General features: G+C 56.5%; 13 protein-coding genes. 7 read left to right on the top strand and 6 right to left on the bottom strand.

Annotated features, from left to right (window positions below; translation table 11 throughout):
* Window positions 1-293 (top strand): hypothetical protein (locus tag LAO21_22145; protein ID MBZ5555419.1); only part of this gene is annotated, 293 nt, incomplete at its 5' end.
* 17 nt (window positions 294-310) lie between these two features.
* Window positions 311-469 (top strand): hypothetical protein, encoded by a 159-nt coding sequence (locus tag LAO21_22140; GenBank protein MBZ5555418.1) that lies wholly within the window; start codon window positions 311-313, stop codon window positions 467-469.
* 44 nt (window positions 470-513) lie between these two features.
* Here the strand turns inward: LAO21_22140 and LAO21_22135 are convergent, their stop codons facing one another.
* Both LAO21_22135 and LAO21_22130 read right to left on the bottom strand, forming a co-directional pair.
* Complete coding sequence (locus tag LAO21_22135; GenBank protein MBZ5555417.1) at window positions 514-828, bottom strand: YbbC/YhhH family protein; 315 nt, start codon at window positions 826-828, stop codon at window positions 514-516.
* Window positions 829-839: 11 nt separating this feature from the next.
* Entirely contained in the window at window positions 840-1,865 is a 1,026-nt protein-coding gene (locus LAO21_22130) for a DUF4329 domain-containing protein (protein ID MBZ5555416.1), read from the bottom strand.
* Window positions 1,866-2,506: 641 nt separating this feature from the next.
* On the opposite strand from LAO21_22130, the gene LAO21_22125 reads away from it, so the two are divergent.
* The 3 genes from LAO21_22125 to LAO21_22115 all read left to right on the top strand — a co-directional run bounded on the left by LAO21_22125 (window position 2,507) and on the right by LAO21_22115 (window position 7,803).
* Complete coding sequence (locus LAO21_22125; protein ID MBZ5555415.1) at window positions 2,507-4,255, top strand: VWA domain-containing protein; 1,749 nt, start codon at window positions 2,507-2,509, stop codon at window positions 4,253-4,255.
* 64 nt (window positions 4,256-4,319) lie between these two features.
* Window positions 4,320-6,749, top strand: coding sequence for a VWA domain-containing protein (locus LAO21_22120; protein ID MBZ5555414.1), 2,430 nt, complete (start codon window positions 4,320-4,322; stop codon window positions 6,747-6,749).
* A gap of 184 nt (window positions 6,750-6,933) precedes the next feature.
* A complete protein-coding gene (locus tag LAO21_22115) occupies window positions 6,934-7,803 on the top strand; it encodes a universal stress protein (GenBank protein MBZ5555413.1) in 870 nt (289 codons plus the stop codon).
* 209 nt (window positions 7,804-8,012) lie between these two features.
* Here the strand turns inward: LAO21_22115 and LAO21_22110 are convergent, their stop codons facing one another.
* Window positions 8,013-11,600: a PAS domain S-box protein gene (locus LAO21_22110; protein MBZ5555412.1), complete on the bottom strand. Its 3,588-nt coding sequence runs from the start codon at window positions 11,598-11,600 to the stop codon at window positions 8,013-8,015.
* A gap of 295 nt (window positions 11,601-11,895) precedes the next feature.
* Here LAO21_22110 and LAO21_22105 point away from each other — a divergent pair, with 295 nt between their 5' ends.
* Window positions 11,896-13,410 (top strand): tetratricopeptide repeat protein, encoded by a 1,515-nt coding sequence (locus tag LAO21_22105; protein MBZ5555411.1) that lies wholly within the window; start codon window positions 11,896-11,898, stop codon window positions 13,408-13,410.
* A gap of 27 nt (window positions 13,411-13,437) precedes the next feature.
* Complete coding sequence (locus LAO21_22100) at window positions 13,438-18,399, top strand: FecR domain-containing protein (GenBank protein MBZ5555410.1); 4,962 nt, start codon at window positions 13,438-13,440, stop codon at window positions 18,397-18,399.
* 19 nt (window positions 18,400-18,418) lie between these two features.
* Here LAO21_22100 and LAO21_22095 read toward each other — a convergent pair whose 3' ends face one another.
* From LAO21_22095 to LAO21_22085, 3 genes are all read right to left on the bottom strand, one after another.
* Window positions 18,419-18,883, bottom strand: a complete 465-nt coding sequence (locus tag LAO21_22095; protein ID MBZ5555409.1) for a superoxide dismutase family protein — start codon at window positions 18,881-18,883, stop codon at window positions 18,419-18,421.
* A gap of 219 nt (window positions 18,884-19,102) precedes the next feature.
* Window positions 19,103-19,984, bottom strand: a complete 882-nt coding sequence (locus tag LAO21_22090; protein ID MBZ5555408.1) for a Dyp-type peroxidase — start codon at window positions 19,982-19,984, stop codon at window positions 19,103-19,105.
* 116 nt (window positions 19,985-20,100) lie between these two features.
* Window positions 20,101-20,343 (bottom strand): YecH family protein, encoded by a 243-nt coding sequence (locus LAO21_22085; GenBank protein MBZ5555407.1) that lies wholly within the window; start codon window positions 20,341-20,343, stop codon window positions 20,101-20,103.
* Window positions 20,344-20,810 lie beyond the last annotated feature (467 nt).

The following is a 20,810-nucleotide window of genomic DNA, read 5'->3' as shown; positions in this document are numbered from 1 at the left end:
GGCGAAAAGGGCGACCCTTCGAGGACATCGTCGGGCTGGTGGAGCAAGCGAAGGGAGAACGGTGGGATCAGTTCTGCAATCGGTACGGAGATTGGGGACGGAACCTCGTGTTGACGCTGGCGTATGACTATGGCGGAATGAAGCTGAAGGAATTGGCGGCCCTGTCGGGAGGGTTGAACCCGATCACGGTCTCCGGGGCCATCAAGCGGTTCAAGGAAAGCCTGCAAAGAAGCAGCGCGTTGGCCGAGATTTTTCGTCACCTCAGACGGCAATTGGAAAATGGAAAGGTCTGACCCAAAAGTTTTACCATATGGTGCTGGAAACGCCGGAGGCGAACTTGAGCGCGGGCATGCAGTGGCTCAACAGCGGCTATAATGTTGAGTGTCAGGTCTCTGCAATCGTGAAATGGTGTTTCATCATTGTCAACACAGTGAACTATCTTGACCAATTGCCATATGCAGAGACCTGACACTCAAAATTATTCATCATTCAGATGTGTGAATCCATTCATTCTCACAGGCTCAGATGCAGGTATGCAATTCTCGCATCTGTCGCGTTTATTCGAAGCTCGACCACTCCCCCAATGGCAATTTTGCCGGGAGGTATCTTTGATTTACCAATCACAGTCCACACACCCTCTCGCTCTTCAGCGCTGAATATTTTCTTCTTCAGAAAATCCACTCCATAAATCGGCTTGAGGATGACCTTTGCCAGTGCGATGGCGGTTTCTGAATCGGGGACGAGGTTCTGCGCTGGCGGTGCCGCTTGCGAGTAAGAAGAAACAATGCTGACTAATAGGACTGCGACAAACAGAAAAAGTGTTTTCATTGGGTTTCCTCCTAGTGCCAGGATTGTTCGGGAACACGCGTCCACGTCTGAGCGGAGGGATTCCAGCGATGCACATCCCCCGGTGTGCCCCTTGAGTCGTTGCTGGTTGACTGTATGTCTGGAGTGAACCGTAGTATCTGTGTAGGAGACCCTAAGTACTCAGGCTTGATCGGGTGTGGGTCACCCTGCTGTTGAGCGATGGTACTCTCGAAGAACTGATTGGTTCGATCGTCGGGGCTGAACTCCTCAGGCTTCGTGTACGCTATTCCCCCGGGATGTGAGTGGTATCCGCCCGCGTTTTCTGTATTCTTTGGGATATCCTTCTTGGGGTCTTGCGATCTGGTCGTTTCACCTTGTTCTTCCCCACGCTTCGGCTTCGTATAGGAGTAAGTCCCGTCGGCATTCCTGTACGTGCGCCCTCCGTACTCGAAGTGTTTCTTGTCCTTCTTCGTTTTCTCCTGAGCGTCGTTCGCAGCTTCAACTCCCGCTTCATCTAAGGTTGCGTACTTGTCACCGGCCTTATGCCCGTCTGGATCAATGAATCGAAGCAAATTGTTGAATGCGTAGGCATACTTATTGAGCGACTGCGGATCTGAAATGTTGGCGTAAGGTAATGGTCCCGGCGGGGCTTGCCCGCCACCGAACACGTCCACAGGTCCACCCATAAACTCGTCGGGAGAGAGGAACCGTCCCATCGTACTGCCATAGTATCTTGCCCCGAAGTAATCGAGCCCTGTCTCAGCATCCCGTTCTTTGCTTGAGAACCGTTGGTTGGTGCTATCAAAGACGTCGTAGCCCATTCGCTTGGTCCGACCAGCATACGGTTCACCGATCTCTTCTCCAAACGGCAGATAGTCATGTCGGGCGATGAGGTTGGCGTTGGAATCTGTAACCACCCGCGTGCTGCCCAGGTGGTCCGCCGTCAAATAGCTCGTCCCGCCGTTTCCCGTGGGCGACGTGTTCGTATACTCGGCCACTAATTGTCCCAGGGCATTATAAACGTACGTGGTCGTCGAGGCGTCGACCATCTTTTTCACGCGGCGACCGTCGCCGTCATACACATAAGTGCCGGCACCGCCATTGAGCTTGGTCAGACGGTTCTCCGCATCGTAGGTGTATAGCTTGTAGAAAAACGGGAGTCAAACTGGGACATTGGACAATTCTGAGTGCGACCACGTAATGATCGTGCTTTTGTGCGGGCATATTGCATCGCAATTTGATGAGTCTCGACTTTGTGAGAGGATCTTGACTGGGCCGGTTCTGTCAGACGATGAATGTCCAGGGCGATAAGATGGGGGGTCGCCTGGCCACCTGGAAGTGTAGAACTTGCCCCGTTTGAACTCAGGGAGAAATCGATGGAAGAAATCGACACTCTCCGGTGAGCGGTCACGCCAACGGGAAGATTCTCAGAAATGCCTTCCAGGAGCTAATTCCAATCGGCCTGCGACGAACAAGTTCCAATCAAAACAAAAACACCCGGAATCCAGGGTTCATCGAAGGGACATCGTCGTGAATGGAGTTGACGGCTCCCTTCTACGAACCTATGATAGCCGTAGCAACTCGGGGGCTCTTTCGCGAATCCTAATGAACAGGTTCGCTGCTGAGGTTTCTGGACTAGTTGTTTTGGAGGCTTGGATTTCAGATCCTTCCTGATCGTCCCACCCGGACGAGGTGTGTCATGCCAAACAAATTCATTCATCAGGGCCGTGACCTTCCCCTGTCCATCGGGCTGGGCATCCTCCTCCTGATGTCTGTCCCGTCATGGGCCGACAAGAAACCAAAGAGCGGAGCCCCCAAAGAGAGTGACACCCAGACCTTCAAGGTCGTTGTGGACCTTGTCTCGGTGAATGCCAGCGTCACCAATAAGAAGGGAGAGCCTGTCAAGGATCTGACCCAGGACGATTTTCTAATCCTGGAGGATGGGGTTCCCCAGAAAATTTCCCATTTCAAGGTCGAGGCGGCTGAGGGGGTCACCATCCCGTCCTCCTCCAGGGAAAGCGCCGCCGGCACCCCGGAGGCAGTCGTTCCTTTGTCGCGTAAGATCATTCTCTTCGTCGACGACTACCATATCGAATTTGGGAATCTCGCCCGCTTGAAAAAAGCGGGAACGGATTTCATCCGAAACAGCCTGGGCCCCAATGATGTGATTGCGCTCATCACGGCGTCCGGCAAGAACTCGACGGAATTGACGCAGTCCCGGGAGTATGTCATCTCGAATCTCAACAACATCTCTCCCCTCTTGATGACCCACCGAGCGACAAACGAATGTCCTCCTTTGAATGATCTGCAGGCCAGCTTCATCAGCGAGCGCGGCGAGGAGGCCGATGAGATCCAGAAGATGCCGGAGCCTCTGCAAATCTGTGTGCTGGACGCAATCGATTGCGCCAACCTGAGTGGCACTTTCAATCGGATCACGATCGCAGCGAATATGTGCGTTTCCGCGGCCCGCGGACGAAACACTTTGATCATGTATGATTCCCGTCGGACCCTTGACTCGGTTCAAGCCCTGGCCAGGCGTTTGAAGTCCATCGAGGGTCCGAAGACCGTCGTTTTTCTCTCGGATGGATTCCTTATTCGACAGATCGAATCTCAAATCCAGGATGTTATTGATGCCGCGATTCGTGCCAATACGGTATTTGAGTCGATTGATGCCGGGGGGTTACGCGCCTTCTTGCCCGGAGGAGAGGCTTCCAGCAGCATCACCACGACCGCGCAGTCCTTTGCGGCCAGGATGCGTTTGGACCGCGATGAGGCCTCCGCGAGACAGGACGCCCTCAACGCCCTGGCCTTGGACACCGGGGGCCACTTTCTTCACAACAACAATGATCTCCTGGCGCAACTGAAGAAAGCTTCCCAGCCCTCGCCGGTCCGGTACGTCCTGGGCTATTACTCGTCGAACAGCGCCCGGGACGGCAAGTTTCGCAAGCTGGTGGTAAAGGTCAATCGCCCGGATGTGATCGTCACTGCGCGCAAGGGATATCTTGCGCCCCGGGGCGAGGAGGCGTTTGAGACTGCAAAGAATAACGATCTCAATGAAGCCCTGCGGATTTCACAGGATTTGAAGGAGATCCCGGTCACAATGGGATACCACATCACCCATCTGGAATCCTCTCGAACCCTGGTGGCAGTCCAGACGCGGATCGACCTGAAGAAGATCCGGTTCCACAAGCGTGAGAACCGGAACCAGAACATCTTCACGATCCTGACGGTTGTTTATGATGCCAACGGCCGGTATGTGGACGGCTGGGAGACGCGCATCGATTTCAACCTGACCGATCCCGGATTCAAGAACGTCATGGATGAAGGGCTGATGGCCCAGGCTCGCTTCCAGTTGGAGCCGGGCAGTTACAAGGTCAAAGCCGTCGTCCGAGAGGCGGGAGAAACCAAGCTTGGGAGCGCAACGAAAACCATCGAAATTATGGACTGAGGACAGGAAATCGCCGGGTGGCTCCGCCCGTCTGTCAGCGGACAAAGAATTGGAAGGACACATCATGAAAACAAAGAAATGGCTGAAGGGTTCCTGCCTGGGGGTCTTTGCGGCGGGGCTCCTGCTGTGCGCCGTCAATGTCCTCGAGGTGTCCGGTTCCCAAGCGGTGTCAGCTCAAGCCGGACCGGCGGGAGCGGCTCCAGCTCCTCAATCCAAGCAACAAGCTCCTCTCACGAATGAAAACGTCATTCGCGTTGAGGTCCCTATCGTCACTATCGACGTCGTCGTCAAAGACAAGAAGGGAAAACCCGTCGCGGGGCTAACTAAAGACGACTTTGAAATTCGAGAAGACGAAGCGCTGCAGGAGATCCGCCATTTTGAATACTACAGCGAAGATACGCCGGTCGCGCAGTTCGCCTCCATTACCACTGACCAGCCCATGGGCGCCGAGCGGATGAACTACATCCTGTTCCTTTTCGACAACACCTCCATGGATTTCGCGAGCCAGGAGCGGGCCCAAAAGGCCGCGGCGCGATTCATTGACGAGAGCCTCCGTCCCGGAGATCTGGTGGCCATCGTCAACTACCGGTACTCCATGCAAATCGTCCAGAATTTTTCCGACAACAAGGCCCGTCTCGCCCGGGCCCTGGGTGTCATTGTCGGGTCGGAGGGATCAGGAGTGCCCGAACCGGGGACGGATGCCGCCGCGAGTCCCCCGTTCAGCCGTGCGCAACAGAATCTCCGGTCGCTCGGCAGTCAATTCGATGCTCGAAACATGATGCTGGGGATGCGAGACCTTTTCAATTCCCTCCGCGGGGTGAAAGGCAAGAAATCCCTCATTGTTTTTTCGGGTGGAGTTACGCTCTCCGCCGACAACAGCATCGATTTGATTGCAGCGATTGATGCCGCCAACAAGGCCAATGTCACCGTTTACACTATTGATGCGAAGGGTCTGGGGACGGATCAGCCCGCCGCACCGCCGAATCCACGCCGTATTGGATTCAACTTTCCTTCTCCTATTCTTTCCGGATCATTTGTCAACTCCTTCCAAGCACCGCCCCCGCGCGGCGGGGGCGCGCCCGGGGGACGCGGTGAGCCCGCACCCCCACCCAGCGGTGGGACTCCCGGAGGTAGCCGACCCGGCGGTGGCACGCCCGGGGGAACGCCGGGAGGGACTCCCGGCGGCGGCAGGCCCGGCGGTACACCCGGGGGAACGCCCGGCGATAATCCTCGTGGAACCCCGGGAACCAATCCTGCCGACAATCGCAATCAGACAAACCCCAACAATCCGCTGGATCAGCAGATCCTCAATGACCGCCGCCTCGACCAGTTGACCCTCAATCAGCTCAAAGATGTTCTTCTCAGCATGGCGGTCGAAACGGGAGGGTTCTACATCCGAAATACGAACGACTTTGGCCCCGGACTCCAGGCGATCAAATCGGAGATGCGCAATTTCTATTCCCTCGGGTACGAGCCCAACAATAAAAACCACGATGGAAAGTTTCGCTCCATTAGGGTGGAACTCCGGAAGAAAGGTCTCCAGGTCAAGTATCGCAAGGGTTATTTTGACCGGAAGTCCCAGGACGCACTGGCCGGAACGCCGGCCGAGAAGCCGCTCAACAGCGCGATCGGAGAGAGTGTCCCACTTACGGCCCTCCCGCTTCGTCTCGTCAGCGACTACTTTTACGAAGGGGCCGGCAAAGCGCGGATCCCGGTGACCCTCCAGCTCCCGATTTCCAAATTGAAAATGAAGAAAGCGAAGGCCCTGCGCAGCAATGCCATCGACGTCCTGGGAGTGGCGTTTCGCGAAGATGGCTCCACGGCGGCCCGCTTCAGCGATACCATCCAGTTCAAGATGAACGAAGACCGGGTTAAGAACCTTCCTGAAGACGCAACCCTGAGCATCCCCAACTACTTTAACCTGGTTCCTGGAAAATACCGGATCAAGGTGGCTGCTCATGAGGAAGGCGATCTGGTCGGGACGGTCGAGCAGTCGATTGAAATCCCCCCGTATGGAGGAAACCTGTTTGCCACCAGCAGTCTCGTTTTGAGCGGTGAAGTGCGCGCCCTCTCCACCCTGATGAACAAACTGGAGTCGGAACTGCTTGACGAGAAGGACCCCCTGATTTCCAACGGCATGAAAATCTATCAATCGCCTGCCAGAAAATTTGTCCGGGGCGGCCAGATGTGCCTGTATTTTACGCTTTACAATCCGGCCCTGGACCCCACTCTGAAGAAGCCGGCCGTGCTCGTGAGTTACTCTTTTATCTCCGACGGAAAATTAGTTTTTCAATCCCCGCTCTCGCTGATCACAGAGCTTCCTCCCGTCGAAAATGGGGTGCTTCCGGTGGGGATGTGGATTCCCTTGCAGGAGCTTCCCCTCGGCCATTACATCGCGCACGTGACGGTTCGAGATGGTGTGACAAACGCCACACGGTATCTCACCGACCAGTTCGATGTTGTGGCTCCTTTGAAGGATCCCGGAGCGAACTGAGTCTAACTTCAGGGGAGTAGACCTGAATCGGACGATCTCGCTCCGGTCAAAATTGATTTTGGTCCTCCGTTCGTTGCAACGCAGCGACACATGGTGTATGCTCATTCCATCCGCAAGAGGCTAGTGAATCTTTCAATTCGGACTATTGCTGAGTAGCCACCCGGTCCTGCCAAGGAGACTTCTTATGTTCTCGATATCCAAGATCCTACTCCCGATCGATTTCTCTGAACGAAGTGCTGGAGCGGCCCGATTTGCGATCCATCTGGCGCGGCATTTTAATTCAGAACTTGCACTCTTGCATGTTTTCGAACCCCCGGGAGAGTTCGGAAAGATTGAAGGCGCGCCCGTGCTGGAGGATTTGCTCGTTGAGTTGCAGGCCGGCTCGCAGCGGACCTTGGACGCCTTCATGAAGACGGAGTTCCAGGATCTCAAGGTCACTCGCACCATGCTCCATGGTGATCCCGCCGGGAAGATTGTGGAATACACCCTCTCCGAAAAGCCTGATCTGATCATGATGGCGACACACGGCTACGGACCCTTCCGTCGATTCCTGCTGGGGTCAGTCACGGCAAAAGTGTTGCACGACGCCAAATGCCCCATTTGGACGGGAACGCATGTGGAGGCGTTTCACTCGCTTGAGTCAGCCAGGCCCGGCCACATTGTCTGCGCCATCGATCTGGGTCCTCAAAGCAGACACACCCTAGATTGGGCTGCACGGATGGCAGACGATATGAAAGCTCCTATGACGATCGTCCATGTGATCACCTCGCTCGACCCGCATACACAAACCTACTATCTTTCCCCCGAGTGGCGGAAAGACGTCAGCGACGAGGCCTTGGCGTCGCTTGGAGAACTCAAGAAGGACATGGGGATCAAGGCCGAGGTGAAGCTGGAATTCGGGGACGTTCACAAAGGGGTCTGTCATGCAGCCGCCACTTTGAAGGCCGATCTCCTGGTGATCAACCGAGGCGTGGATGGAGGTTCGGGAGGACGGTTGCGGACTTATGCCTACGCGATCATCAGGGACTCTTCGTGCCCGGTGGTTAGTGTGTAAGAGGACGGAGGGTAAACTCCAAATTCCAAAGTCCAAGTTCCAAATAAAAACCAAAGTCCAAATTCCAAACAAAATCCAAATCTAAAGTTCCCCCATCCGCGACGAAGGATCGAGCAGGCTTCGGAAGGGGGATGAGATACTCATCCCTAGAAATTTGCCGTCCAGGGCAGGCTCTGAAAGCGTGTCTGTGGCCTCCCACTCATGACCGATCAGGCATCGAGTACTTCGCGGACCTTTTGAGCCAGGGCGTGGGGAGTAAATGGTTTTTCGATCAGGGCGGTGCCCGATTCTAAGACGCCATGATTGGTAAGCGCGGTGTCCGTGTACCCCGACATGAAAAGGACCTTCACCTGGGGGTACTGCGATTTGAATCGCCGGGCCAATTCCACTCCGCTGATCCTCGGCATGATCACGTCGGTCAGCAACATGTCGATCGGGTGCTGAGACTGCGCGAGCAGTTCAAGGGCCACCTCGGCATTTCCTGCGTCCAGGACTTCGTACCCTTTCATTTCCAGGATGCTTCGGACAAGACTCCGGACTCCTTCTTCATCCTCCACCACGAGTATGGTTTCCGCCCCCAGGTTGGCTTGAGAAAGTGTTCCCTTCGACTTTTGAGGCTCTTCGAAGACTCGAGACAAATACACCTTAAAGGTTGTGCCCACGTCGAGTTCGCTGAACACTTCGATCCAGCCCCCGCTTTGCTGGACGATCCCGTACACAGTGGACAACCCGAGCCCCGTCCCTTTGCCCAGCTCCTTGGTGGTGAAGAAAGGTTCAAACACATGGGAGAGGACTTCCCGATCCATGCCGCATCCGGTGTCGCTGATCGTCAACATCACGCACGGGCCGGACTCAATTCCGGAGTGCGTTTTCGAGGAGGCATCCTCGGGATTGATATTTGAAGTTTGGATGGTCAGTTTGCCGCCGTGAGGCATGGCATCCCGTGAATTGACCGCCAGGTTCATGATGATTTGACCCATCTGGTCCGCGTCCGCTTTGACATACCCCAGCGCGGGATCCAGTAGAGTGACCAGCTCAATGTCTTCCCCGATGAGCCGGCGGAGCATCTTGTCCATGTCCGACACGACTGTATTGAGGTTGAGGATCACGGGCTGAAGGATTTGTTTTCGACTGAAGGCCAGCAGTTGGCTCGTCAACCTCGCGGCCCGTTCCCCTGCTTTAATGACCTCCTCAAGGTTTCTGCCCAAGGGATGGTCATCCCCCAGCCGTCCCAGGACGAGCTGGCTGTACCCGATGATCGAAGTCAACAGATTGTTGAAGTCATGGGCCACGCCCCCCGCCAATCGCCCGATGGCCTCCATTTTCTGGGCCTGCCGGAGCTGGTCGGTGAGCTGCTTGGATTCAGTCAAATCCGCATAGATCGCATAGATCCCGATCTGTTTCTGCTTGGAGATCAAGGGAACTCCAAACAGATGCACTGGAACTCGAGTTCCGTCCCGGCGCCGCCGGAGCGTCTCCATCTCCACCGATACTCCCTCTAAATTCTTCCTGGATATTTCATTGGCCTCGACCCGCAAATCCGGTGGTACGACGACATCATTGATGAACTTTCCTTGAATCTCCTCCAGCGACCAATCAAACAGCTTCTCGAACGCCCCGTTCGTCCGAACGATCCGGTCCTGGTCATCCAGCATGACGATTCCCACGGGGGCATTCTCAAAGAGCGATTGAAAACGCGCCTTCTGGAGGAGCACCTCTTCTTCCGAACGCTTGCGCTCAATGGCGAGGGCGATCTGGTTCCCCACCGAGGTCAGGAACTCCAGGTCTCTCGGGGAGTAGGCATTGGGATTCGAGTAATGTTGAACGACAAGGACTCCGATCGTTTCTTCCAGGGTCCTGAGAGGGACGCCGAGCCATACCGCCGGCGGGGTTCCCACCAGTTCCAACTCGCCTTCCCGGACCAGCCCTTGAAAGATTCGTTCCGTCATCACGATCGGCTGGCCCGTCCGGAATACATAGGCGGTTCGACTTCGGCCCACCTTGACGGGGTTGGGTGGGGGATCGAATTGATCGACAAAGTAGGGGAATTCGAAAAGCTCCTGCTTCTTATCGTAGAGGGCGATAAAGAAGTTCTCGGCATAGACCGCCTTCTGAAGCGTTTGATGAATTCGCTGCAGCAACTCGTCGAGGTTCGCCGTCTGGTTGATGCCCTCACTGATCTCAAAAATGATCCGGCGCTCCCGTTCCGTCTGCATCGACTCCGTGATGTCGGTAATGAACCCCTCCAGCGCGAGCAGTTCTCCCTCTTCGGAGTAGACGCCCCGGCCATGCTCCCAGACCCACTTGGTTTGGCCTTGAGCTGTTCGGATGCGATAAGTAAGCTGAAAAGGGCGCCTTTGGGTCAACGCTCCCTGGATGTCGGTCCAGGCGGGTCCCTGGTGCTCTGGGTGGATCAAATCGTTGAAACTCAGCTTGCGGTTTTGCGTCAGATCTTCGGCCGTGTATCCCGTGAGTTCGAAACAGCCGTCACTGATGAATTCCATCGTCCACGTGCGATCGTTCTTGCACCGGTACGCAATTCCGGGGAGGTTGGAAATCAAGGTGGAGAGGCGTCGTTCGCTCTCGCGCAGCGCCTCTTCCGCGCGCTTGCGCTCCGTGATGTCCTGGACCGTTCCCTGCATTTTCAGCAGTCGTCCCGAGTTCGGGTCGCAGACCAACTCCGACTGCTCATGAACCACCCGTTCCTCGCCACTGGGCAGGACGATCCGGTGGTCAATGCTGTAAGGCTTTCTTTGTTCGAGGGCTGCCGCCACGGCTTCATGAATGCGTGTCCGGTCGTCCGGATGGACGGCCTGGAAGAAGGTCTCATTCGAGACCCTGATCTGATGGGGCTCATACCCGAAGATGCGAAAGACTTCATCCGACCAGTGCAATGCGTTCTGGTCCACGTCCTCCAGGTTGGTCATGTCCAGTTCCCAACTGCCCACGTGAGCGAGCCTTTGGGCGGCGGCGAGATTAGCTTCGCTCTCGCAAATCCTATCTTCCGCCCGCTTGCGTTCGGTGATGTCCTGAAGGGTGCCTTGCAGTCGGGTGACGCGGCCGGAGTCGTCCCGCCGGGCTTCACCGCGCGCACTCGTCCATCGAAGAGTACCATCCGGACGGACAAGTTCCAGTTCCAGTTCATAGGGCTCACCCGTTTTGAGCGTTTTTTCGACGGCACTCTTGAGGCGATCCCAACTTTCACGAGTGTACAACCGGGAATGCTCTTTGAAATTGGGGGATGGGAGTCGAGGATCGCCGCCGACCATGCTGTAGAGCTCGTCTGACCATGTAACCCTGTCGGTGTCGACACTCCAGGTCCAGCTCCCAAGCTGCGCCAGGCGCTGGGCCTCTTTGAGCTCGGCTTCACTTTCCCGGATTGAAGCCTCCGCCTGCTTGCGGCTGGTGATGTCCTGACCTATCGACACCGTTCCCACAACGTCGCCGCTTGCGTCCCGGATGGGAAAGATCGTCAATGACACCGTAATCCGGCGGCCGTCTTTCCTGGTCCATTCCGCCTCGCAAGTCTCGACCGGCCGGCCGCCTTTAAGTCTCTTCACAAATTCAGGGAAATCATCAGGGCTTTTCGCGGAGCGCAGGAAGGTATTGGATCGACCGATCATTTCGTCGGCGTCATAGCCGTAGATCTCCTCAGCACCCTGGTTCCAGCTGAGAATAGTCCCATCCCAGTCCTTGCTAACGATGGCATCAGAAGAGGAGAAAACGTTTGAACTCAAGAGATGGGTCGTCTCTTCAATTATTCTCCGATCTTCTATGTCAATTACTTTGCCAGCCATCGATGGTGTTCTCCCGTCAACCTACCCCATTAAATGATTTATCGTCCTGCTGGAACAAATGGATTAGTGTATTTTGCGGATTTCAACGAGCTCTGGGCGCATTCGAGGACGCACTCAACGAACCGGAAGACAACCACACCTAATCCGGGTTCCAATTCCCGGGGGGCGGTAACAGGCCCCCGCCAATAAATTCCATTAAGTTTTTTAGGTGATCATGCCGATTTCTAATCCCAGGGGAATCGAATTCGGGTCCGTTTTCCACCGGTTCGAGCAGTCCCCGGGGAGGTTGAAGGTTATGGCTCTTCGTCTGCCTCGATTAAGGGTCTTTCTGCTCCTGTCGATTCTCTTTCTTCCGGCGGGCATGGCGGCTGTGGTGGACGTTCCCGCTTTTCTGAATGTAATCCCCGGGACAACCACAAAGGCCGAGGTCGACCTTTCGTTCGGAGAATCCTTGCGGAGGGTGAAGCCTGACGCCGAACTGTATGAATACGCGCCACCGGCCGAAGCCAATATTTTTGACCACCTGGTCATTACTTTTTTTGCCGACACCAAACAGGTCGCGCGGCTGGACGCTTATTTCAAGTCGCCACACTCCGCCGATTCGATTCGAACCGACATGCAGCTGGGAAAAAGGGTTCTGTCCCGTGATCGATCTGAGGGCGGGGTGGAGGAGTTTTATTATCCCAAGTTCAACGGTCTCCTCTTCAACAGTAAAGCGCCCGACGCCCCCACCGTCGCCGTCTCCTATTTCAGCCCCAGATACCTGGCGGACATCTATGTCTCCCGCTGCAGTGAACTGCTTCGCACCAAGCGATACAGCGAAGCCAGCGACGAGGCCGACAAAGCCGTGGTCGTAGATCCGGACTATGCCCGCGGCTACCTGGCCCAGGGTTGGTCCTATCAATCCCAAAAAAACTATGATGAGGCTATCGTCCGATTTCTGGCCGCTTCAAATGCCAAGTACGCCCCCCACGGCAAGGGGGAGGCACACACCTGGCTGGGATTGATGTACTGGAACCATAAGAATCTGGCGGATAAAGCCCAGGAAGAATTTCAAAAAGGCGTTTCGACGGCCCCCGATGATTACTATACCCATTATCAATACGGCCGGTTCTTGCGGGCACAAAAACAGATGGATCGGGCCCTCGTGGAACTGGCCCGGGCCGTCGAATTAAGTCCCCGATATGCCGATGCGCGCCTGGACCTGGCCGCTGCGTACTACGAAAAGAAGGACTACGCCAAGGCGGCCCCTCACTATGAATGGTTGAGTCAATGGGCGGAATCCGAAGCGACCGTAGATCGCGATGATAATTTCAAGAGCCTGATTCACTTTAACTTTGCGTACACGCTGGCCGAAACGGGCAAACAGGACCGCGCCATCGAAATCTACCAGCTGGCGCTCAAAAAAAATCCTAAGTTTGTCAACGCTCTAAACAATTTGGGGGCTCAGTACCAGGCCCTCAAGAACTATCCCAAAGCGGAAGAGTATTACCGGGCCGGATTGAGACTTGAGCCGAAAAACTTCCTTCTCAATCGGAACCTCGCTCGTGTTTTGTTGGATCGGGGACAATTCGAGGAGGCGCGGCAACAGGCCGAGTCGGCCCTCAGTTTAAAGCCCGATGATGTCTGGACCATGATCGACGTCGCCCACGCCTGGGCCTCCCTGGGAAAGAAGAGACAGGCGCTGAGTTGGATTGAGAAGGCGGTGGCCGCCGGTTTTCGCGACAAAAACGAGCTGACGAACGACCGGTATTTTGAAGGCATCCGCAACCAGGGTGACTTTAAGAAATTGGTCGCACAGTTGCCGTAAATTGACGAATTTCCGGAAGGAAAACCCATGATGGCACTTTCCAGGTCCATAGTCACTTTCCTCTGTCTTCTTATCCTCCCCTCAATGGTTTCCGCGCCTTCCTATTCGCAAACAGGTGGAGATCCCCGGAAAGGGATTGAGGACAAGAAAAATGAAGTTGCCCAGCTTCTCAAACAAGTTGTTGTTCACGCGACAGCCTTCAAGAGAACCCTCGCCAACATTCCTCAGTCCGATGAGTTGGAGTGGGATCTTTCACGGCTGAAGGCACAATGGGATTCGATGGATGTGGCCCTCGGCGCTCTCCCTTGCGGGACCGTAGTGCCGGATCCACCGGATGGACAAGCGGCCATCGAAGCCCTTGGCGGAGACCCTTTGGATTCGCCGGTTCGAACTCTCGAAAAACGGATTGAGAAGGCCACCCAGGAAATGGAGTTTGCCAAGAAGGTGCACTCCATCGCCGTCATGATCTACAAACTGAAACTCATTGCGGTGCAGACGGACGCGCTCTTGAGAATTCTGCCCACCGATGATCTTTCAACCTTCTGGGGGACCATGGATGATGTGAAAAACCTGTCTCAGCCGGGCGTAGTCAAAAGCTGGATGGGGAGCGAGGAATACTATCGCTACAAGAATCAGAACAAGGAAGCCCTGTTCGAAAAAGCGATGGCCAAATACCGGGCCATGAACAAGATCGATAAGGACGGAAAAATACACACGGACCTTGTCGAGTTCAAAAGAATTCTGAGTGAAGCGATCACAGAGAAGACGGACCGGGATGTTACGGTCCTGACAGACGAGATCGCACAGAAGAAAGAGGATTTGAAGAAAACCTCGCTGGAGGATCAATACCGGAATCTGAGAAACAAATACCTGGAAAAACTGCAAAATCAACTGAAAGGCGATTGGGGGCGGTCAAAATGGATGACTCATCCCGGCCAATTCAAAAAAGAATCGTCTTCGATCACAATCGCTGTCGTTGATCAGGCCACCGGGCAGCCCATCCCGGATGCTCGAGCCACCCTCTCCCCGTCGGCGGGCATCTCGACTCCGTTGCCAAATAGCGTGCGGTTTAACGGCGTATCGTCGTCTTCCACCCCCTATCGCATTGATGCGGAAGCCACCGGATACGCCGGCAACACGGCGGCAGTGAACGTCAGCGAGTGCGCCGATTATCCGACCGTCATCCAGCTGAAGAAACTATCCACGACTCCCCCAACCCCTTCGGTGCCACAAAAAGCTGCTGAAGGTAATCAGCCTCCGGAGGTGCGCCTGGATGCGGATACCACCTCTGTTCCGGAAGGAGGAGCCGTCAATCTGTTTGCCCAAGCCTCGGACCCGGAGGGCGATCCCCTGGCCTACTTCTGGGCGAAAACGGGCGGGGTCCTCGTCGGAGAGGGGCCCCGCGTCCAATTGTTGACGACCGGTTTGAAGTCGCCTGAGGGCGGTTCACCCGCGGAGGTCACGGTGACGGTGATAGTGAGGGATGGGCGAGGGGGGATGGCCTCGAGCCACCTCTCCATCACGGTCAATCCACCCACCCGGCTGAGGGCCCAATTGACCTGTGGAACCTCACTGGAAATCGTTCCAGGGGAAATCGACCGCAGCTGCGGCGTTGTAGTCAGTGGCTGGCGAGGAAATACGGCCGATCGAGTGGAAGTCATTTTCCCCCAGTTGCAGGAGGATGGCGCCTCTCTGCCCGGAAAGGTGTCCGTGTTCCCCGGCAATACATTTGCCGAACCGGGAACCATGTTTACCGCAGGGGTCACCGACCTGCACAGTCAATATGAATTCCCCTTTCGTTTTTCGGCACCCTCCGATGCCACCCCGGCCTCTACTCCCATTCCCATCCTGGTTCGACAGAAAGGAGCGGAGGAAGCCCGCGTCACCCTGACGGTGAACGTGTTGAGCAAGGGCCAGATTGCGGTTCCAGGAATGGGCAGTCCACCGCCGGTCCAGCCGGGATCGGGAGGGGAAAACTGTGTCTGGAGATACAAGCTGTTGAGCGATACGGATCCTCAATGCTGGCATTTCGTAGCGACCCGGTGTGACAGTGCGCGATACAACAATCCGAACAATGGGTACATCCTGGCCGGCACGACCATGACCCGCAAGGAGGCCGATGATCTCATTACCGCACAGAGCCGGTTCTTTCGTCTCTGCGAGGGAGAGCCCGAAGTCGCTCCCGGCCCTTCCCCGCAACAAGTCCGGGAATGCAGCGGTTGGGCCAATCAGATCCAGCAATTGTTGGCGCAATGCAATGTTCAAACGGCGCGGCAAATCTCTGACCGATTCCTTGCCGGAAAGTGCGACACCCTGCCGAGTTCCTCAGGTCAGCCGGCCGGGGATCTCCAGGGGCGAATTGATAAGGTCGATGAGCAGATCCAGCGGAGCCTGAACTTGCTTCGGCAGGCTCGCTCGGCTCAGCAGGGGTATGATTTCGACAAGGCCCTGCAATTGGCCTCAGAGGCGGAAGGGGCGGCGCCGGGTTGTCTGACGGATGAGATTCAAAAGCTTGTCGGCGAAATCCGGCAGCAGGCGGCTCAAATCACTGACACGCTCGAACAGGCCGGGAAGGCTGCCAGGGCCTGTCAAGCTGAAGAGGCGTTGAACCTGCTTTCACTCCTCGATCCCGAACAGCTCTCGCCACAACATCGCCAAGAGGTACAAGCGCTCCACCAGAAGATCAGCAACATGACGCAAGCGCACGCGCGCTTGCTGCAGCTCCGTGATGAAATCCAGCGGACGAGCGCTCCCGCCGACTGCCTGCGGATTCTCCAGAGGATTCGGCAGCTGCCGCCGGACGGGGGCGGATGCGATCAGGATCTGGTCACTGAACTCACGGATCGGGCCATGCAGTGCGCCGGCGCAGCCCCGGGCCAGGGACAATCCATTCCTCGTCCTTCCACCGATAACGGCAACTCCCAGGATGGTTTGAACACACTCCGGAAGAATCTGGAGGAATGGCAGAATGCACTCAATTGCCTCGAAGAAGGAAAGCGCAAGACATCGTACTGGCAGGATTGTAACGGGAACTGGACCATGGAAAACCGGGACGTCGTCATTGAACGTCTTCGCAAGCAGATTGCAGACGCCCGGGGCAAACTCGGGCTGCCGCCGCTGCCTCCTTCCTCAATCACCGGGTCCGCTGCAATTCCATCAACCCCGGGCCGCAACACCCCCGCGCCGAACCCTCCCCCGTCACCAGCGGTGGACCGTCAGGCGCTCGAAGGAGACCTCCAGCGCTCCCAGCAGCGTCTCGATTGCCTTGAGGAAGGAAAACGGAAGTTTCGATCGACGGAGCTCGATTGCAACGGCTCTTTCATGATCGGGAGTCGTGATGGCCATATCGATCAACTGCGAAAGCACATCAATGAGATCAGGGCCCAGCTGGGTCTCTCGCCCGTGAATCCCCAGGCGGTTTCCGCTCCGGGGACGCCCCCGGACATGAGGCCCGTCAGTTCCCCCGCCTCCGGTGTGGGCGGGGCCGGATTGGGATTGCTGCTCCTCATGGATCTGTACGGGGATGAAATCTGGTACACGCCCTCTTCAGGCTCGGAGCAACCGCTTCAAGGTCGGGAAGCGGTCGGACCCGGATCGGGCCTGCGCACGGGCGGCAGCTCACATGTTTCCTTCCGTTCACCGGGCAACACCACGGTCACTGTGAACCCCAGCTCCAACGTGCGTATCTCTTCCGGAGGCGGGGAGAAGGACCGGGTCATCGAGCTCTTGAACGGAAGCGTCGACGTCAACCATCCTAACGGAGCGCCAAGCTTTGATGATGTGATCATACGATCCTCCGATGGGACAGTCGCTCCCCGAGGAACCCGCTACCGCGTTGAGTTGGACAGTATTGGAACCACGGTTGAGGTCTTGGAAGGGATCGTTCATCTCTCCGGCGCATACATCATCCAACTTCGGGCTATCGGGCAGGATGCCGGAAAACCCTCACCGGTGAAGGAGCTCGACTTGCATGCGGGGGAACGCGCTTTGATCGCCCGCGACACCCACCAGGTGGCTGACACCAACCCCCCCTCGGATCTGCCCGGCTGGATGAGGGGAAAGAATACCGCCTCGACCGCCGCATCACCATTAACGCAAGGGGAACCATGGAACAGTCCGAGAGTGCAACAGCTTATGGATCATTGGATCCACTCGGCCGTCCCCCCTGCAAAGGATCCCGGGATAGTGATGCACTACAACGAGTGGCTGCAGCCGCTGAGTCAAGGGGCAAAATCCACCGGGAATCCCGATCATCCTCCCGACTGGACACGCTACCGCTATGTCTGGGAAAACCGCAACCGATACGACTCCACCAACCTGTGCACCCTGGGCGAGTATCTGGATCGCAGCTTGAACGGGAAAGGAACCGAAGGCTGCAGCAAAGGCCTGCCATCCTGGATGACCGCTTCCCAGTCCAGTCCAAAGCCTCTGGCACAACGGAGCGATCCGATCGAAAAGGCCCGCATCCAGGCAGCGCACGACGAGGAGCAACACCGCATCCAACAGCGGCAAAAAGCCGAGAAGACGCCGCAAGGACTACAACAACTGGGCCAGACCCTGGGAACGATTTCCAATCCGTCTTCCCCGCCCCCTCCGTCCAATGGCGGTTCAGCCGCTCCAGCCAACTTCAACGGATCCTGGACCTGCATGACTCGCATCACCGGTGTGCGCCAAGGAGCCAGGGCCGATGTGAACGGTATCCAGGCGGGAACCGAATCAACCAATACCGTTTTCATCCGGAGCAGTGGCGACGGCTATGTCATCGACGATGGACAGACACACATCCCCAGCACTTACGTGCGGGGGAATAGCGTGGGTTTCCGGGCGAGCGTCAGTTCGGTGAGCGGGCATTCACTCGGCGAGACACTGACAGAAGTTATCGACTTGCAGTCGACCGGGAGCTCCCTGGTGGGAAGCGGAAGCTTTTCCACTCCGGACGCCTCACAGCTGTCATTCTCACTCAGCTGTTCGCGTCCCCCGAAAAAGTAGCGGTGGCGCCTGATGTCCCTCAGTGCCCTTCCTTCGATATCACGCCGCAGGCAATCCGGTCGCCGGCGTTTCCCGCCGGGTCACTCTTCATATCATCCGCTTTGGCATGGATCACCAGCGCTGTCCCGCCTCCGGTGAAGACAGAGTGCGCGTCCTCTCCCAGGGTCACATGGGGAGCGATCACGGTGGTCATCGCCTTGCCCTTTGCATCCACCGTGAAGTTCGGGATGTCGCCGGCGTGGGGGCCTTCAGGATTCTGCAGTCCATGATGTTTAGCATCGGGATTGAAGTGCCCCCCTGCCGATTTGAAGTCCGGCCCTTCGCATTTCGCGGCTTGATGGACATGGATGGCGTGTTCACCCGGAGGAAGATCATGCAGATCAAGCTTGATCTTTACGCCTTTTGCATCCCTGGAGAGAGTTGCCGTTCCTACATTCTGTCCTTGCCCATTCTGGAGTTTGACGACGATGAGTACGGTGTGCATGGAGGCTTTTCCCCCTTGGGCAAAGGCGGGTGTCAGAACCAGCACGATCAGGCCATAGAGGAATACTGATCCCCACAGAATGGTTCTTATCGACCTTCTTTGATTTTCAACTGTTCCTCTCATATTTCATGTCTCCTTGTGTTTTAGCAAGAATTCCGATGCAGATTCGGAAACGCGCATGGGCATTTCGAAGATGCCAGGCACCCCGGGAAATCGGGACTACAGGCCTACTGCCCGAAGGTCGATCTTTCCGTTCTTGACCGGGGGACACCAGAAATAGCTGCCCGATATGGGGCGGGAGAATTTGAATAACGCATCCGTGATTTCATCCTCGGCGCCCACCATCCGGCGTAGGATGGCCTCAAACGCGTCGAAGGATCTGCCAAAGGCCACAAAAACCAGCCCCGCACCTCTCTCGTCAGCCCACGGCATGGACCGCCGCAGAATAAATGCCTCAGGGTGGAAGCTTTCTTGCGCCGTCCTCTTTACATGGGCTGACGGGGGGGCGTCTTCAATCTCCTCATTGCCTTTCTTGTGGCGCCCAATGGCATTGTCCTGCTCGACGGCAGGCATGGCCTCAAAGCGATCCAGGTTATGGACCCATTGCTGCACGGCCACAAAGCTCGAACCGTCGATACCCTCCCCTTTCCCCCGGACCACAGCCACCTCAACGGCTTTGTCCCCCCGGGGGTTCTCCGTGCCGTCTTCGAAACCCGTCAGATCCAGGCTCGGTCCGTACTGGAAGGCATCAATCACCTTTTCCAAGCGGAGAGCGGGCAGGAGGGTTCGTTCAACAAGCCGCGTCCGATGGACCAGTTCGCCCCGGTCCTCTTCCCTCAACCAGCACCACAACGCGCACGACGTGGAGGGCACTTCGATCCCAGCTCCTGCGAACACCGGGAAGACCCGGAGCCCCTCGATGTTCTTCCCCAGGGCGAGCACCAGCGATGGGCCCAGCCCCACGACCATGTTTTCCCCGTCAGCGAGGGCGCAAAATGCCCGCAAGGTATCGCCAAAGTTTGAAGAGGTGCCGCTCGAAAAAAAAAGGTGTCTTGCAAGCCGCGTGGGCAGCTTTAGAATTCCGGGCTGGACGTGATTCATGGGGCCTCCAAATGAACTTGAATAGGTTGACTTCCGGGATGATCGGGTGAGATGTCGAATCCGAACCAGCCAGATCAGCAAGGGACCACTCTTGTTCCCCCGGCACATTGCCTCCCTCAGTCATCACACATCTTTTCTTTGACGGTCTTGAACCCGCCCGCTTCGTCGAGGAATTTACCGCGGGCCTCGAGAAACGAAATCAATTCGTCGGCCGTCATGCCTTCCGCCGAACACGTGAAGAAGCGGGCCGTTTCCCCAAACCGTCCAATGATGTCGGCCCGCAGTGAATCCCGGGTATAAAGTTTTCCTGAGGCAATCATCATTTCCATGACTTCGTGACCATGTATTTTATCGGACATTCGATTAATTCCTCCGCCCGCAAAAAAGCTGCTGTCCATACGAGATCGCCTGTTCAGCATTGCCCCATGAATCGCTGTAATGCGAGGCGCTCATTTTACAATGGACGGCTTCGGGGGGATAGGAGAAAGGCTGAATCATCCAGCGAAGATTCTCAGGGGTGGAGATCGCTATCAAGCCATGGGATCGGGCCCGACCCCCGAAGTTCATGGCCATGATCGTTGTCGGAGGAGGATTCGATTGCCATCAGTAGATGCTTTTCGAGCAAGGCTTTTGTCCCTTTAGGCCCGAAGGGCTGTTAGATTGTAGCCCCACCAGAAGCTCTGTCCCGCGCTCTTTGCGGGGCGGGGCGAGGGTGGGGTGCCGGTCCCCCCCCTTTAGGCCCGAAGGGCTGTCAGATTGTAGCCCCACCTGAAGCTCCGTCCCGCGCTCTTTGCGGGGCGGTGCGAGGGTGGGGTGCCGGTCCCCC

This window comes from Terriglobia bacterium (assembly GCA_020073085.1).
GTDB lineage: Bacteria > Acidobacteriota > Terriglobia > JAIQFV01 > JAIQFV01 > JAIQFV01.
Note: the sequence above shows the minus strand (reverse complement) of the source record. Positions and strands in the feature narration are given on the sequence as shown.

Bases quoted from the DNA above. Each gene is read 5' to 3' on its own strand.
- LAO21_22105 (MBZ5555411.1), top strand. From the start codon at position 11,896: ATGGCTCTTCGTCTGCCTCGATTAAGGGTCTTTCTGCTCCTGTCGATT.
- LAO21_22090 (MBZ5555408.1), bottom strand. From the start codon at position 19,984: ATGAATCACGTCCAGCCCGGAATTCTAAAGCTGCCCACGCGGCTTGCA.
- LAO21_22085 (MBZ5555407.1), bottom strand. From the start codon at position 20,343: ATGTCCGATAAAATACATGGTCACGAAGTCATGGAAATGATGATTGCC.
- LAO21_22135 (MBZ5555417.1), bottom strand. From the start codon at position 828: ATGAAAACACTTTTTCTGTTTGTCGCAGTCCTATTAGTCAGCATTGTT.
- LAO21_22140 (MBZ5555418.1), top strand. From the start codon at position 311: ATGGTGCTGGAAACGCCGGAGGCGAACTTGAGCGCGGGCATGCAGTGG.
- LAO21_22100 (MBZ5555410.1), top strand. From the start codon at position 13,438: ATGATGGCACTTTCCAGGTCCATAGTCACTTTCCTCTGTCTTCTTATC.
- LAO21_22115 (MBZ5555413.1), top strand. From the start codon at position 6,934: ATGTTCTCGATATCCAAGATCCTACTCCCGATCGATTTCTCTGAACGA.
- LAO21_22125 (MBZ5555415.1), top strand. From the start codon at position 2,507: ATGCCAAACAAATTCATTCATCAGGGCCGTGACCTTCCCCTGTCCATC.
- LAO21_22110 (MBZ5555412.1), bottom strand. From the start codon at position 11,600: ATGGCTGGCAAAGTAATTGACATAGAAGATCGGAGAATAATTGAAGAG.
- LAO21_22095 (MBZ5555409.1), bottom strand. From the start codon at position 18,883: ATGCACACCGTACTCATCGTCGTCAAACTCCAGAATGGGCAAGGACAG.
- LAO21_22120 (MBZ5555414.1), top strand. From the start codon at position 4,320: ATGAAAACAAAGAAATGGCTGAAGGGTTCCTGCCTGGGGGTCTTTGCG.